The organism is Geobacillus jurassicus NBRC 107829 (assembly GCF_001544315.1).
Classification (GTDB): Bacteria; Bacillota; Bacilli; order Bacillales; family Anoxybacillaceae; genus Geobacillus; species Geobacillus jurassicus.
Genome location: NZ_BCQG01000014.1, coordinates 37,231 through 53,062 on the forward strand (window position 1 = coordinate 37,231; position 15,832 = coordinate 53,062).

The 15,832-nt window shown below is 53.8% G+C and carries 12 protein-coding genes and 2 pseudogenes; 4 read left to right on the forward strand and 10 right to left on the reverse strand.

What is annotated here, in order from left to right:
- The first annotated feature begins 134 nt into the window (after window positions 1-134).
- Window positions 135-2,090 carry a lipoteichoic acid synthase gene (ltaS, locus tag GJ1_RS05510; protein ID WP_066229537.1) on the forward strand — a complete coding sequence of 652 codons (1,956 nt, stop codon included), beginning with the start codon at window positions 135-137 and terminating at the stop codon, window positions 2,088-2,090.
- Between the two features lie 18 nt (window positions 2,091-2,108).
- On the opposite strand, the gene GJ1_RS05515 is transcribed toward ltaS, so the two are convergent.
- From GJ1_RS05515 to GJ1_RS19340, 4 genes and pseudogenes are all read right to left on the reverse strand, one after another.
- Window positions 2,109-3,437, reverse strand: coding sequence for a S8 family peptidase (locus GJ1_RS05515; RefSeq protein WP_066229541.1), 1,329 nt, complete (start codon window positions 3,435-3,437; stop codon window positions 2,109-2,111).
- A gap of 127 nt (window positions 3,438-3,564) precedes the next feature.
- Window positions 3,565-4,236 (reverse strand): N-acetylmuramoyl-L-alanine amidase family protein, encoded by a 672-nt coding sequence (locus GJ1_RS05520; protein WP_066229545.1) that lies wholly within the window; start codon window positions 4,234-4,236, stop codon window positions 3,565-3,567.
- Window positions 4,237-4,465: 229 nt separating this feature from the next.
- Window positions 4,466-4,819, reverse strand: a complete 354-nt coding sequence (locus GJ1_RS18990) for an ABC transporter permease (protein ID WP_306302406.1) — start codon at window positions 4,817-4,819, stop codon at window positions 4,466-4,468.
- Window positions 4,800-4,984, reverse strand: a pseudogene (locus GJ1_RS19340) (response regulator transcription factor); the annotation flags it as partial. The gene GJ1_RS18990 and the pseudogene GJ1_RS19340, both read right to left, overlap by 20 nt.
- Window positions 4,985-5,228: 244 nt before the next feature.
- Here GJ1_RS19340 and GJ1_RS05530 point away from each other — a divergent pair.
- Window positions 5,229-5,693 carry a DinB family protein gene (locus tag GJ1_RS05530; protein ID WP_066229551.1) on the forward strand — a complete coding sequence of 155 codons (465 nt, stop codon included), beginning with the start codon at window positions 5,229-5,231 and terminating at the stop codon, window positions 5,691-5,693.
- 108 nt (window positions 5,694-5,801) lie between these two features.
- Here the strand turns inward: GJ1_RS05530 and GJ1_RS05535 are convergent, their stop codons facing one another.
- On the reverse strand, window positions 5,802-6,509 hold the full coding sequence (locus GJ1_RS05535; protein WP_066229553.1) for a DsbA family oxidoreductase: 708 nt from the start codon (window positions 6,507-6,509) through the stop codon (window positions 5,802-5,804).
- A gap of 155 nt (window positions 6,510-6,664) precedes the next feature.
- Here GJ1_RS05535 and GJ1_RS05540 point away from each other — a divergent pair.
- A pseudogene (locus GJ1_RS05540) lies at window positions 6,665-7,067 on the forward strand (DoxX family protein).
- A 115-nt stretch (window positions 7,068-7,182) separates the two neighbouring features.
- Here the strand turns inward: GJ1_RS05540 and GJ1_RS05545 are convergent.
- The 5 genes from GJ1_RS05545 to GJ1_RS05565 all read right to left on the reverse strand — a co-directional run bounded on the left by GJ1_RS05545 (window position 7,183) and on the right by GJ1_RS05565 (window position 14,595).
- A complete protein-coding gene (locus GJ1_RS05545; RefSeq protein WP_066229556.1) occupies window positions 7,183-8,394 on the reverse strand; it encodes an iron-containing alcohol dehydrogenase in 1,212 nt (403 codons plus the stop codon).
- Window positions 8,395-8,409: 15 nt separating this feature from the next.
- Window positions 8,410-9,951 carry an aldehyde dehydrogenase family protein gene (locus GJ1_RS05550; RefSeq protein WP_066229558.1) on the reverse strand — a complete coding sequence of 514 codons (1,542 nt, stop codon included), beginning with the start codon at window positions 9,949-9,951 and terminating at the stop codon, window positions 8,410-8,412.
- Between the two features lie 36 nt (window positions 9,952-9,987).
- A complete protein-coding gene (locus GJ1_RS05555) occupies window positions 9,988-10,884 on the reverse strand; it encodes a R2-like ligand-binding oxidase (protein ID WP_167346093.1) in 897 nt (298 codons plus the stop codon).
- 515 nt (window positions 10,885-11,399) lie between these two features.
- Window positions 11,400-12,560: an acyl-CoA dehydrogenase family protein gene (locus tag GJ1_RS05560; protein ID WP_066229563.1), complete on the reverse strand. Its 1,161-nt coding sequence runs from the start codon at window positions 12,558-12,560 to the stop codon at window positions 11,400-11,402.
- On the reverse strand, window positions 12,532-14,595 hold the full coding sequence (locus tag GJ1_RS05565; RefSeq protein WP_066229620.1) for a sigma-54-dependent Fis family transcriptional regulator: 2,064 nt from the start codon (window positions 14,593-14,595) through the stop codon (window positions 12,532-12,534). The genes GJ1_RS05560 and GJ1_RS05565 overlap by 29 nt, the downstream gene beginning before the upstream one ends.
- Window positions 14,596-14,841: 246 nt before the next feature.
- On the opposite strand from GJ1_RS05565, the gene GJ1_RS05570 reads away from it, so the two are divergent.
- The gene (locus GJ1_RS05570; RefSeq protein WP_066229566.1) at window positions 14,842-15,831 is read left to right on the forward strand and encodes a FecCD family ABC transporter permease; all 990 of its coding nucleotides are present in this window, start codon (window positions 14,842-14,844) and stop codon (window positions 15,829-15,831) included.
- Window position 15,832 lies beyond the last annotated feature (1 nt).

Genomic DNA, 15,832 nt, shown 5'->3' on the forward strand with positions numbered 1-15,832 from the left:
CGTATTATGCTACTTGACATGGAGACGTTCCAATGTAAAATGATGTAAGAGCGCGAAAAGCGTTGCGTTAGGCAACGGCTGTTTGTTGTTGATATAAACGTCGTTTAAGACAGACATAAGGAGGAGAAGAAGACATGAAAGCAATTGGGGAAAAATGGCTGAAGAAATGTCGTTCTCTCCCTAACCAATACATTGGCTTTTTTATTTTTGCCGTGCTCTTGTTTTGGGCAAAGACTTACGCCGCTTATTTGGTGGAGTTTAATCTTGGCATCAGCAACTCCATGCAGGAGTTTTTGTTGTTGATCAATCCGATCAGCTCGACAGTGTTTTTCCTTGGGTTGGCGCTGTTAGCCAAGGAGACGCGTGTTTACCGATGGCTCATTATTATTAATTTCATCTTATCGTTCATCTTATACGCCAATATCGTCTATTACCGCTTTTTCAGTGATTTTATTACATTCCCGACGTTGACGCAAACGAAAAACTTTGGCGACCTCGGCGGAAGTATTTGGGAATTGATCCATTGGTATGACGCGTTCTATTTCTTGGACACGATCATTTTGGCAGTGATCGTTTTCTCGAAGCGATTCTCGCTTCCGCAAGTGCGGGCCGGCCGTTTCAAAAAAGGGGCCATTTTTGCCTCGGCCATTTTAATGTTCAGCGTCAACTTGGCGCTCGCTGAGGCCGACCGTCCGCAGTTGTTGACAAGAACGTTTGACCGCAACTACATCGTCAAATATTTAGGCGTGTACAACTATTTGATTTACGACGCGATCCAAAGCATGAAATCGTCAACGCAGCGGGCGTTCGCGAACAAAAGCGACATCACGACCGTGCTGAACCATGTACAGGCGACCTACGCCAAACCGAACCCGAAATATTTCGGCATCGCGAAAGGGAAAAACGTCATTTACATTCATTTAGAGTCGCTGCAAAATTTTGTGATCAACTATAAGTTGAACGGTGAAGAAGTCACTCCGTTCTTAAACTCGCTCACCCGCGATCCGAACACGTTCTATTTTGATAACTTCTTCCATCAAACAGGACAGGGGAAAACATCGGACGCGGAGTTTATGCTCGAAAACTCGCTGTTTGGCTTGCCGCAAGGGGCAGTATTCACGACGAAAGGGCAAAACACGTACCATGCGGCTCCAGCCATTCTTCACCAGTACGGATATACAAGCGCGGTATTCCACGGCAACTACAAAACGTTCTGGAACCGCGATGAAATTTACAAGTCGTTCGGCTTTGAGCATTTCTTTGACGCCAGCTACTATGATATGAACGACGAGGACGTCTTGAACTACGGGCTGAAAGACAAACCGTTCTTCCGAGAGTCGATTCCGCTCTTAGAAACATTGAAAGAGCCGTTCTATGTGAAATTTATTACGCTGTCGAACCACTTCCCGTACCCGATCAGCGAGGAAGATGCGACGATCCCGCCGGCGACGACAGGCGACGGCTCGGTCGACCGTTATTTCCAAACGGCACGCTATTTGGACGAAGCGGTCAAAGAGTTCTTTGATTACTTGAAAAAATCCGGTCTGTACGACCGCTCGCTCATCATTTTGTACGGCGACCATTACGGCATTTCCGAAAACCATGACAAAGCCATGGCGCAAATTTTAGGCAAAGAAATTACGCCGTATGACCATGCGCAATTGCAACGGGTGCCGCTGTTCATTCACGTGCCGGGCGTCAAAGGCGGCGTCATCCATGAGTTCGGCGGCCAAATCGACTTGCTGCCGACAGTCTTGCACTTGCTTGGCATCGATACGAAAAACTTCGTCCAATTCGGAACTGACCTGCTCTCACCGGATCACCAGGAAATCGTTCCGTTCCGCAACGGCGACTTTGTCACGCCGAAGGTCACGGCCGTCAACGGCAAGTACTATGACACGAACACGGGCGAACCGCTTGAAGAAACGCCAGAAATCAAACGCCTTGAACAAATCGTTCGCACGAAACTCGACTTATCCGATAAAGTCGTCTACGGCGACTTGCTTCGATTCTACACCCCGAAGGGCTTTAAGCCGATCGACCCGTCGAAATATGATTATAATAACCGCGAAGAGGGAAGCGATCAATGATCGCCTCCCTCTTTTTTCTCAGCTCTGCAATAGCCGTTCGATGGCCCGCTGCGCATTGACATAGCCCGCTCCGTATACGTTTGGATCGCGCCCTTTCCACAAATCAGCGCCATCCTTTAGCGCCTTCTTAATTTCATCAGGAGTGGCAGTGGATTTGGCTTGTAGCATTAACGCAACAATACCGGCGCAAATCGGCGTTGCCATCGATGTGCCGGACATCGTCATATAATAATCGCCGACCCGGCTTTGTTTATTCATTTTATCCAGCAAGGAACGCGGAGCGCGGAGGGAAATGATGTTGACGCCGGGAACAACGAGATCCGGTTTCACCACCCCATATTCGGTCGGCCCTCGGCTCGAAAAAGAGGCCACATCGTCGTCGGCGCGCGTTGCCGACGTATCGCGGTCATCGAGGGCGCCGACGGTAATGATGCGATCGCTGATGCCCGGACTGGCAATCGTCCCGTAATTCGGCCCTTCATTCCCTGCCGCCGCGCAGACGACGATGCCGCTTGCCCACGCCCGCTCAGCGACTTGCACGAGCGGATCGTCATTTTCCGCTGGGAACGGTTGCGGCTCCCCTCCAAGCGATAAGGAAATAATATGGATTCGCTTGGTCGGGTTTTTCTTATTGTAATCAATGCACCACTCAATGCCGCGCATGATCGTCTCCAGCGTCCCGCTTCCTGAACGGTCGAGCACCTTGACACCGATGAGGTTTGCCTCATACGCCGGTCCGGCGTATAGCCCGTCCGACATGCGCCCATTTCCAGCTGCATCACCGGCGCAGTGCGTTCCGTGCCCGTTGTCATCATACGGTGTCGAGCGGCCATTCACAAAATCGGCAAACGCCACAATCCGTCCCTCTAAATCCGGGTGCGGGTAAATGCCCGTGTCAACGATCGCAATCGTCACCCCTTTGCCGCTCAGCTCCGTCCCGTTGATCGTGACGTGCTTTGCATTCGCTGACGGCACCGCGTTGTTTAATAACGCCTTCACCGTGCGGTTGAGATACACTTTTTTCACTTTTGGATGTTCAAGCAGCCGCTCAAGCGCCGCCGGCGTCACCTGCGCACTGCACAACGGGACGTGACGAAAATGATGGCGCACTTTCATGCGGAAATGGTTTCGTTCTGTTTTGGCGAGCGCTTCGATGCCCTCATCATCTTCTACCTCAATCAGGACGGAAACGGTCCGCCATTTCCTCAGCCATCGCTCCACCCAACGATGAAAAATGCACGGTATGCGCGTCATCGGTTGATACATGCCAACAAGCGCATGGCGGAGCGGACGGTCAAGCCGCCCTGCATGGCGGCGGGCCAGCTGCACGATCGAATAGCCAAACATAGCTCTTCCTCCTCCCTTCGTTTGTCGCTATACTCATATGCCGCACGGACAAAGAAGGAGGCGGCGTTTCCACTAGGACGAACGGACAAAAAAAGCCTGCCCCGCCGAAACGGAGCAAGCTTTTCTCTCATTCCTCCACCTGTTCAAGCACAATTCGCTCTGCCTTTCCTAAATGGCGCAGCACGTTTTTCCGTTCGGCAAAAGCGCCGACTTGCGTCCCATCGACAATGACGCGCGTCAATGCTGTTTTTCGCTTTTTCTGCAGACCAAGCGCTCGCTCAAGTCCGTTCACATGCCCTCGGGCGACCATTCGCAAAAAACGGGTATCATTCAGTCTTCTCGCATCTTCTTCCCGGTCAATAAACCCGTTCTCGGTGAGCACGGCTGGCATCGTCGTTTCCCTCAGCACATGAAAATTCGCTTTCTTTTTCCCGCGATCGCGAAATCCCGTTGCATTGACGACTTCTTCATGAATGGCATTGCGAATGCGGGCTGTTGGAGAATCATCATCGAGCCGGTTATAAATGTAATCTTCATATCCGGTGCCGCCGCCCGCATTCACGTGAATGGCCACATACAAGTCCGCCCCCCAGCGGTTGGCCCGGTCCGTCCGCTCATCAAGCGACACTGTTTCATCGTTTGTCCGACTCAACTGCACGGAAACTCCTTCATACTCGTTTTGCAGCAGGCGGCTCATCTCTAAAGCGATAAACAACGTAATGTCTTTTTCCAACAATCCGTTGCCGACCGCGCCAGTGTCATTCCCGCCGTGCCCTGGGTCAAGGAAAATTTTAGTCATCCATCTTCTCCTTTCCGTCGTTTAGGAATGTGACACTATTAGCATAAGCATGTCACTCCAAAATGCTATAGATACTTCCCCATCACCAACAAAAAAACGCAACCGTTCTCTTCGATTGCGCTCCATAAGACCGACCGCTTCCCGCAGTCATATCCCCTTGTGGTCACCATCAGGATGCTCCTCCAAAACAACATCTTGGAAACACGGGGCCAGCAACTGCTGGGAATCATTATACAAATTGTCCGCTCTGTTGATTTCGGCTGAACTTGTAAACAGCAAGAAGGAAAAAGGCAAGCGCAAAGGCGAGAAGAATCAACAGATGCAAATACAAACTGCCAAAAGAGCGCCCCTCCTGCAGCTTCACCAATAGATCGAGCGCCCACCGCTGCGGCATAAAGTACGCCGCTCTTTGCAAAAACGCCGGCATCAGCTCGACGGGCCAAAAACAGCCGGCCAACATACATGTCGGCACCGTAATCAATGGCTGCAGCGCTCCCGCGGAAGCGGAGCTGTTCGCAAACATGACCGTAATCAAAGCCAAACCGATCGCTGATAAAGAGAAAAAGCGCAATATCGACATCATGCTGTTGACAATGTCGACTGCCTCTTTCCCGTCGCTTACGGTCGCTACTACGTCAAACTCGTCGTACGTGCTTAAGATAATCCGCATTCCTTCGCGGACAAAGGGATTGTCATCGGCGATGAGTACTTTGATTCGTGGCGGATTAGGCGAAGAAACATGTTTCATCTTTCCATGATCCCACCTTTGCTTTCGCCAAACGGCACCGGTCAACTCCCATACCGTCTGCCTTGATGTATGAAGTTGATAATAAATAATCTTTATTGCTGCACCTTCATTGTAAATGAACATCGTCATGGTTTTCCATTGTCACAGGAAACCAAATTTCTGGTCAAACTTCCCCGCTGACGATAGAGAAGATTTTTATGGTAGAATGGAAAACAGAAATCAATAACCAAAAGGAGGAATAACCATGTCCCACGCAGAGAAATGGGTGCAATATTTCCTTTCGCATCGCCTTGTCACGATGGAACTGATCAACAAAATCGATGAAGCGCATTATGATTACAAGCCGACGCCGACGTCGATGACAGCGAAACAGCTGGCGACGCATATGCTGTTCAGCTTTTACAACTTCGCCAACACCGCGAAACACGGCGACCCGGCGCTGTTCCGGCAAAAAATCGAGGATCCAGAGACGAATTTGGCCAAGCTGGCGGAAACGTATACGGAAAAAACGAAACAGCTGCTCGAATCGATGAGCGATGACGATTTCGATCGGACGCTCGATTTAACCGCCATCTTTGGCACGCAAATGTCCGCGGCGCAGTTCCTGCAATTGGCGATGGACCACGAAATCCATCATAAAGGCCAGCTGTTCGTCTACGTCCGCGGCATGGGGCATACAGACTTGCCGCTGTTTGTGAAACGCGGTTAATCTTCCCCATTTTTTGTTTCGTCTAAATGGGAGGCTTCTCTGTGAAGATAACAAAAAAAGCCGGCTAGGAGACCCCTAGCTGGCTTTCCGCTTTTGAGCCGGAGCAGTCTAGTCGATCGAGCAGCTTCCATCTGCGCACATTCCGCCTTCACCCGCCAGCAGCCGCATCGGAGAAGCTTGTTGTTCTTCCTCCCATACCTTCTCTAGCGCCCGGCGAAACACCTCAACCGGTTGGGCGCCGGAAATCGCGTACTTCCGGTTCAGGATGAAAAACGGAACGCCGCGGACGCCAAACTTCGCTGCTTCCGCTTCGTCTTTGCGCACTTCTTCCGCATAACGACCGTCATTGAGTACTTCTTCCGTCTCCTTGCGGTCAAGTCCAGCCGCTTCAGCAATCGCAAGCAACACCTCGCGGTCGCTAATCCGTTTTGATTCGGTGAAATACGCAAAAAACAGCTGCTCGACAACGTCATGGAGCTTCCCTTTTTCTTTGGCGTATTGCGCCAAACGGTGGGCGTCAAACGTATTCGTCGGCTTCATCGTTTCAAAGCGAAACGTAAGCCCGACCGCCTCCGCCTGCCGTCCAATATCGTCGTTCGCCCGCTTCGCATCTTCAAGCGAAATGCCGTATTTTTGCGCAATGATTTCGTGAATGGTCAACGGCGTCTCTTTTTTCGCATTCGGATCCAACTCAAAGCTGCGAAATACGACCTCAACGTCTTCCCGGTGCGGAAACTGTGCAAGCGCTTGTTCTAGGCGGCGTTTGCCGATATAGCAAAACGGGCAGACAAAGTCGGACCATACTTCAATTTTCATGTCCATCCTCCTCATTTTCGGCCTACGGCTCTGGTGGCGAACCTTCCCTTCCATTGTAGCTGATTTCCGTCCCAATCACCAACAAAAGGAATTTAGGAAGGACGCTTCGCATACATTGTACTACTTATGTCGCTTGGACAAGGAGGATATGATTCATGTACTCCCGTGAACTAGGAGCGTTCCTTTTGCGAATCGTCACCGGATTCATCTTTTTTCGCCCATGGCTGGGTGAAATGGCAGCGGGGGCTTGAAGAAGCGGCGGAATCATTCATCACCATGGGTATCCCCAGCCTGCTTGCCTACATCGTGACGATCGTGGAGCTCGCTGGCGGCTGGGCGATGATGCTGGGCCTTGGCACGCGCTGGATTGCGGCCGGATTTGCAGTCATGATGATCGGAGCGATCGTGACGGTAAAAGCTGACGCCGGCTTGCTCGGCAACGGCCGGGAAACGGGCTATGAATTCAACCTCGCCTTGCTCGCCATGTCGATTTATTTATGGTTAAACGGCAGCCGGCTTTGGTCGTTAGACACTGTCATCGGGCGGCCACGGGGCTGAACGATCGACACAAAAGCGGGTGTCCCACAAGGAGCGGGACACCTTTTTCTACCTATAGATGAAAGGGAATCTGTTTATAGCGCCAAATCCCATTCCTGCTTTTCGACATGTTGCTTCATCCTTTTTCCACTGCCAGCTTGACGACGCGCTCGCCGATGGCCTGAATCAACTCAGGCGGCATCGGGAAGCTGACCGCGGCCGGGTCAGAGGCCACCGCTGGGATGGTGGCCGCAAATTGCTCCGCCGTGATTGGATAGTCGGCAAAATCGGCCGGCAGCCCGATGTCATCGCGCAACCCACGAATGCGCTCGATCGCTTTGGCCAGCAGCACATCGGCCCCTTGACCGTGATCGTGAATGCCAAGCGCTTCGGCCAACAACTTTGCCTTTGGCAAATACAAATCCGGAATCGCTTCCATCACGACCGGCAAAAAGACGGCGTTCGCCAATCCATGCGGGATGCGGAACATCGCCCCGTACGCATGGGCGAAATTATGCACCGGGATGGCGTTTAACGCAAAGCTGAATGCGGTAATGCCAAGCAAACTCGCCTGCAGCATCTCCGAGCGGGCGCGAATGTTCCCGCCGTCGTGAACCGCTATCGGCAAGTAGTCGCGAATCAGGCGGATCGCCTGCAAGGCGCACGCATCGGTAATGGCGGTCGCCGTCGGCGAGGCGAGCGCCTCAATGGCATGGGTGAGCGCATCCATGCCGGTAAACGCCGTCACCTTCGGCGGCAGCCCGACCGTTAAATCAGGATCCAAGACGGCGACGTCGGCATTGATAAACGGATTGATGATGTTCGTTTTCAACCGCAACTCTTCATTATAAATGACTGCAATCGGTGACACTTCCGACCCCGTGCCGGCTGTCGTCGGGATGGCGATGTGCGGGATCGGCATGAATTGCGCCTGCGGGAACGACTCGTACCGCAGCCCGCCTGGAATCGCCTCTTTAATATCACGCAATCCTTTAAACAGGGCGTATTTCACCCCTTTGGCCGTATCAAGCACGCTGCCGCCGCCGACGGCCAACAAGGCGTCCGCCCCGACCTCGCGTGCATAGCGCACCGCTTCATTGACGCATTCGCTCTCCGCATCCTGGCGAATATCTAAAAAGATGCCGGCGAGCTCCGGTCCCATCCCGTGCGTTGTCAGCCGAAAGATGTCAGCCACTTTCTCAACGATCCCAGCCTGCTCAAGCCCACGGTCGGAAAGCAATAGCACCCGTTTCGCCCCCAACCCGCGGAACAAGTCCGGCACGAGCGCCCGAGCGTTCGAGCCGGTATAAATGGCGGTGCGCAGCCAAAAGTTCGCTAACGTCGTCATGTTCCGAATCCCCCTTTACTTTTTCATCATGGCGTGCAGGCGAGAAAACAGCACTTGATACCATTTCCGCTTCTCAAGCTCCGGCACCATCGATGTATGCACATGCTTCAGCTGCGTGTAGGCATCAAGCGAATATTTGCCCATTTCGCGCCCGATGCCGCTTTGCTTGTAACCGCCAAATGGCGCGTCATTGCGAAGCATATGCCAGTCATTGATCCAGACGACGCCAGCCCGCAGGCGTCCGGCGATGGCGTACGCCTTGTTGACGTCGCGCGTCCAGACGCCGGCCGCAAGCCCGTAGATCGTATCGTTCGCCATCGCCACCGCCTCTTCCACGTCATGGTAGCGAATGACCGACAACACCGGGCCGAAAATCTCTTCTTGGGCGATTTTCATGTCATTCGTGACATTCGTAAAAATCGTCGGCGCGACAAAATGGCCGCCTTCACAGCCAGGCACTTCCACTTCATGGCCGCCGCATACAACGGCCGCTCCTTCTTGCTTCCCGGTTTCAATATAGGAGAGCACCGTCTCTTTTTGCCGGCGGGAGATGACCGGTCCGACATCGGTCGCCGGGTCGAGCGGATGGCCGATGCGAAGTGTTTTTGTCAGCGCGACAAGCCGCTCGACCACTTCATCATGGAGCCGATCGGGCACAAACAGCCTTGTTCCCGATTCGCACAGCTGGCCGGAGTGCAAAAAGACGCCAAACAAACTGCCGGGAACGGCAAGCTCCAAATCGGCATCCTCGAGCAAAATGTTCGGCGACTTGCCGCCGAGTTCAAGCGTCACGTTTTTCACCGTTTCCGCCGCCAGCGCCATAATGCGGCGGCCGACCTCGGTTGAACCGGTAAACGCCACTTTATCGACTTGCGGATGGCGGACAAGCGCCTCACCGACGTCGGCGCCCGAGCCGGCCACCACGTTGATGACCCCCGGCGGCACGAAGGACGAAATGATTTCCGCCAGCTTCAGCGCTGACAGCGGTGTGTAGCTCGCCGGTTTCACGACGATCGTATTGCCCGCCGCCAGCGCCGGTGCAATTTTCCACGAGGCGATCATGAGCGGCAAGTTCCACGGCGTAATCGCCGCACAAACCCCGATCGGCTCGCGCCAAACAAAGTTATGCGCCGGGCCGGGAAACGGCGGAATCGGCAGCGTTTCCGAAAACGGGTACTCTTCAACGATGTTCGCCATCGTTTGGAACAGATCGATCGTCTGCAAAATATCGATCGAGCTGATGCGACGGATCGTCCCCCCGCTCGAGATCGCTTCCAAATAGGCGAGCTCTTGGGCGTTGGCGGCAATGGACTGGGCGATCGCGTTCAGCACGCGCGCCCGTTCTTTCGGTTTCATCGCCTTCCAATCGGTCTCATCAAACGCCTTGCGCGCCGCTCGAACCGCCCGGTCGACATCGTCCGCTGTCGCCTTTGCGACGGTCGCCACCACCTCTCCGGTCGCCGGATTGTATACGTTAAACGTTTCCCCGCTTGTTGACGGCTGCCATTCGCCGTTAATAAAGAGTGGGAAATGTTGCACTTGCACGTGAGTGGTCATGACGATTTCTCCCTTCCTTTTTTCGACTCTCAACATCTAGCCAACGTTTTCGCTTTCCTCAAGACCGAACAGCTCCTCAAACGACTTCTCCTGCGCCTTTTTCAGCACGTCCATCCTCGCTGCCAGTTGGCGGGCGGTGAAATTCATAATGTCAGCGTAGTAGTCAGGGCCGAAAATGGAATCGTGGGCCGCCGCTTCCTCGTTGAGTTTTACTGCAAGCGGTGCGAGCTGCTCCATCTTTTTCATCACAACTTCCAGAAGATACGGATGCTCACGGATCAGCCGCTGAAGCAAAAACGTCCCGTAGGCGATGTGGCGCGACTCGTCTTTTTTCAAATAGCCGATCCCTTTCAACAGCCCAGGCATGGCGCCCATTTGCTCAAGCGATTTGTAAAAGCCGTAATACCCCGTTTCCGCCAGCACCCCTTCGACAAACATGTTGTACACGACCGAGGCCTCGGCAATGGCCTCTGGGGACGAATCATGTTCAAGCCGCCCCATCGCTGACGGCAAAATCTCGTTAAAAATCGTATGGTATGTCTCGGAATGGTAATGGGACAAATCTTCTTTGACGCCGAGCGCATTGAGCACAAGGCGGAAAAACTCGGTATGTTTCGCCTCCTCAAACAAAAAGGTGGTTAAGTACATCTCCTCCTCGATCCGCCCCTCTTTGGCGACGACCATCAAAAGCGGCAACAAATCGCGCGTCACCGCCTCTTCGCCCGCCTGAAACTGGGCAATGAGCCGCAAAATTCCGTCCTTCATCTGAACAGGGAGCGTCTCCCAATCTTTCACATCTTGCGTCAAGTCAATGTCCGCCGGATTCCACACCCCCAACCGCTTTGCCTTTTGGTAAAGCCGAAACGGGAACGAATCTTCCTGCAGCCCACGGCTGCCCGTTGTGACCAACGGCTGAGCCCGCCGCACGCTCACCACTCCTTTTCTATTGCTTGCTGGATGTTGCACTTCTATATAGAGGCAACGAAAAAGTTTAACATATCCTTGACGGAAAAGTTGTTTGTCCATTTTTTCGACTGTCGAAGGCAAGCCTGTGGCTTGCCTCCGTCACGCCCTGGCGTGACGGAAGACCGAACAACCACCCGCTTCAACAGACCCATACATGGGTCTGGAAGCGGCGTTGTTCGGTCGCCCGACAGTCGAGCAAATGCTTGGTAAAAGCTGCAAATGTTAAAGCTTCAAATTGCATCTATATAGATGGATGACCGCGGGGACAGCAATTCTTGCAAGGGCTTACAAACATGCTGTTGCGACAACAGGCAGGTTGCTAGCAAGAGGCAAGTTGTATAAATGACCGAAATGTTGTGAATAGTCACTCATTTTCTCTCATTCTAGCAATCTTCCCTTCCTTCCGTCAACAAAAAGCGGATGACATTTTCCGACAATCGCTGCGCAAAAACGCCGCCTGCTGTCAGCAGACGGCGTTTCAGTTACACCTGCACTTTTCCGTATTCTCTCCGCAGTTCGCTCGCAATGATGTTGCGCTGGATTTCCGAGGTGCCTTCGTAAATTTTCGTGATGCGGGCGTCGCGGAAGTAGCGTTCGATCGGGTAGTCTTTCATGTAGCCGAGGCCGCCGTGGATTTGTACGGCCATATCGGCGATTTTGTTGTACACTTCCGAGCCGAACAGTTTGGCGATGGCCGCTTCTTTGACGACGCGCATCTTTTGATCGACCATCCAGGCGACGCGATAGACGGTCGAGCGAAGCACTTCGATCAACATGCTCATGTCCGCCAGCATATGCTGGATGGCTTGCTGCTCGATGATCGGCTTGCCGAACTGTTCGCGCTGCTCAGCGTATTCCATGCAATACTCAAGCAAGCGGATGCATGAGCCGAGGTTGCGGGCGGCAAGACCAGCGCGGCCGTTCGCTAAAATTTTCAAGGCATTGACATAGCCTTCTCCTTCCTTTCCGAGCACGTTTTCGACCGGTACTTCCAAGTTGTCAAAAAACAGCTCGGCCGAGTGCGAACCGCGCAGCCCCATTTTCCGCTCCACTTTTCCTACGATAAAACCGGGAAAATCTTTTTCGACGATAAACGAGGTGATGCCTTTCGGACCTTTCGACGGGTCGGTCACGGCCATGACGGTAAAGACATGGGCGTCGACGGCGTTAGTAATGTAATGTTTCGAGCCGTTAATGATGTAGCGGTCGCCTTTGCGGACGGCGGTCGTTTTGATCGCGGCGGCGTTCGAGCCGGCGTTCGGCTCGGTTAAGGCGAAGGCGCCGATCCATTCACCGGTCGCCATTTTCGGCAAGTAGCGCCGCTTTTGTTCCTCAGTGCCGAGCTCGACGATGCCGACCGTGCCGATGCCGGTATGGGCGCCGATTAATGTCGTATAGCCGTTGTGCGTTTTGCCGAGCTCTTCGTAAATGGCGCATTTGCCGACCATCGACAAGCCGAGGCCGCCGTATTCTTCAGGAATGCTTAGTCCGAACAACCCCATTTCTTTCGATTTTTCGATAATATTCTCCGGAATTTGGTCGTTTTCTTCAATGTCCATCGCCACCGGTTCCACGACGTCTCTCACAAACTTGCGTACGTTTTCTTTTAAAAATTCAATCTCGGCTGGCAACGTGAAATCCATCTTCTTCCCCTCCCCATGATTGAATTCCGTATTTTTGCGACTTGCGCACCAGTGTGGACGCATCGACACCAAGCAGTTTCGCGGCCCGCCGATACGTCCTCGCCTTGTGAAGCGCCTTGATGATCAGCTGGCGCTCCACTTCCGCCGTTGCCTGTTTGAGCGGGATGATCTCTCCAACCGCCACCGGGCTTGCAGCCGGCAGCGGCTCAAGGTGGAGCCATTTCGCTACGTGGTCATCGTCAACGACCGGCGAGAGGGCGGTTACAAACATTCGTTCTATGGCGTTGACGAGCTCGCGGACGTTGCCGGGCCAGTGATAGTCCATCATCGCCGCCAGCGCCCCGTCAGTAAAGACAAGCGGCTTTTGATACTTTTCGGCAAACCGCTTTCGATAATAGTCGACCAAGAGCGGGATGTCTTCTTTCCGGTCGCGCAACGGCGGGATGGCAATCGGCATCACGTTCAGCCGGTAAAACAAATCGGCGCGAAACTGCCCGGCAGCAACAAGCTCCTCAAGCGGCTTGTTCGTCGCAGCGATGATGCGCACGTCGATCCGCTTCGGCGCCTCCGCCCCCAACCTCATGATTTCCATTGACTGGAGCACACGAAGGAGCTTCACTTGCAAGTGGAGCGGAATTTCGCTAATTTCATCGAGGAAAATCGTCCCGCCGTCGGCCTGCTCAAAGTAGCCTTTTTTTCCTTTTTTCGCCGCGCCGGTGAACGCGCCCGGCTCGTAGCCGAACAACTCGGACTCCATCAACGTCTCCGGGATCGCCCCACAGTTCACTTTGACAAACGGTTTTTGGCTGCGGGCGCTCTGCCTCCAGATGAAGTTCGCCAGTTCTTCCTTGCCGGTGCCCGATTCTCCAGTCAACAACACCGTCACATCGACAGCCGCCGCTTGGCGAGCGATATTGACAACATGCGCCATCGCTGGAGCGCGGTAAATGAGATGATCTTCTTCCTGACGGCCCAACATATGAAGGAGCCGTTTCGTTTCCTCCAACTCCGAGCGCAGCTGTTCCATCTCGGTCATATCTTTGACGTAGAGAACAACCCGCTCGGTTTCCCCGATGATCGGCACCGCCGATACGATCCAAACGTTTCCGGTTCCCATCCTTTGATGAAGCATCGAACATGGCTGACGTCCATCAAGAGCCTGTAGAACGACTCGATCAAGCGGGGCGGTCACCCGCTCTTGCTCCGTTCCTAGAAACAGCGCATCCCACTTTTTGTTTCGCCGCGCGATCATCCCACTGCGATCCGTGATGGCGATGCCGTCGCTGGACGCCTCCATCACTGTCTGGAGCTCGTTGACGATGCGCTTGACGGTCTCAAGCTCGTTGGAGATAAATTCGATCTCGGAAATGTCTTGAAACACCCCGACCGCCCCAACGACCTTCCCGCCGTCGATAATCGGCGAGCGGTTCGTAATATAGGTGCGCTTGCCGACGCGATATTTTTCTGTATGTCCCTGTCCGGTGCGCACAACGTCAAGCAAGCCAGACGGGATGACGACATCGGTCAAAAACTTGCCGATCGCCTTTTCTTTCGTCGTCCGCGCCATTTTCTCGGCCGGCGGATTGATCGAAGTAATCCGCCCTTCGGCGTCGATCGATAAAATGCCGTTATGAGCGGCGTTGAATATGGCGTCCAAGTGTTTTAAGCGGAGTTGCGCCGCTTTCGCATACGCCGTCAAATACTGCTCTTTTGTCAAAACACCGGCAAGGCGCCCGCCCTCATCGACAACAGGCCGGAGCGGACCGTCGCCAAACTCGATCTCTTCCACATGGTCGTGAACCGAAAGCGACGGCAGCGACGGGCGCATCACCTCGCACACCTTTGTTTGTCCTTGCGCGAGACCGAACAACACGTCTTTGGCCGCCACCACGCCGACGATCTCCCCGTTGCAGCGGCATACGACCGCTCCATCCAGTCCGTATTCAGCCAACGTGCGCACCGCCTGGTCAAGGGAATCGCTTTCAAAAATGACTGTCTTTGTCTTCATCATTACGTCTTCTACCGTCATCGCCATTTCCTCTCCCACCGTTCCCCCTCATTTTCGATTTCAAGCAACTTTCATGCCAGGTGAATATATTCCTACTATTCAGAAAAATAAACTCTCATCATTCATCTTACCCGCTTTTACGTTGCAGAACAACAACAATCTGTTGTAAATTCGCAACAAATAAACAAAACATGTTGTGATTTTGCCATGAATGCCTTAGCCATCGTTGCGTTTTCACAACACTCTAGCCCTAAAACAAGGGAGGGGATTTGAATGAGAAGACGCATGGCATCCGTGTTAGGATTGCTCGCTTTGCTCATTGCCGCCACAGCCGCCGTCGCATTGGGAACGGGCGAGGCGCCGCTCTCCTACGGCCGCATCATCCCAACATTGTTCGGTCACGGTTCGACGCAAGAAGAATTTATTTTGTTTTCCCTTCGTCTGCCGCGCATCGTGATCACCTTGCTCGCCGGGATGGCGCTTGCCTTTTCCGGCGCAATTTTGCAAGGCATCACACGCAATGACCTCGCCGATCCAGGCGTGCTTGGGATCAACTCTGGGGCCGGGGCGGGAGTTGCCTTATTCTTCCTATTTTTTTCAATCGACGCCGGTACATTCGTGTACGCCATTCCGCTTGTCGCTTTCGTGAGCGGCTTGTTGACGGCTGCCGTCATTTACACCATTTCCTATAACAGAACAGCCGGTCTTCAGCCGGTGCCGTTTGTTCTCACGGGCGTCGGGGTGTCAATAGCACTTTCCGGACTGATGATCGTGCTGATTTCTTCCACCGACCGGACAAAAGTCGATTTTATTGCCAAATGGCTTGCCGGCAACATTTGGGGCGATGATTGGCCATTTATTTGGGCCATGTTGCCGTGGCTTGCCGTCGGCTCTCTGATCGCTCTTTACCGGGCCAAACGGCTAAATATTTTGCATTTAGGCGATCCTGTTTCCATCGGGTTGGGCGTCCGTGTCCGCCGCGAGCGGTTGGTGCTCATGGCGACCGCTGTCGCCGTCGCCTCCGCCGCCGTCTCCGTGACCGGGGGCATCTCATTTATCGGCTTGATGGCGCCGCATATTGCCAAGATGATCGTCGGACCGCGCCATGAGCGGGCCATTCCGGCGGCGATGCTCATCGGCGGCTGGCTGCTTCTCACGGCCGATACGATCGGGCGCAACGTTCTCGCCGAACCGCTTCCGGCGGGGGTGGTCGTCTCGTTGATCGGCGCACCGTATTTCATCTATTTGCTGCTAAAACGATGAA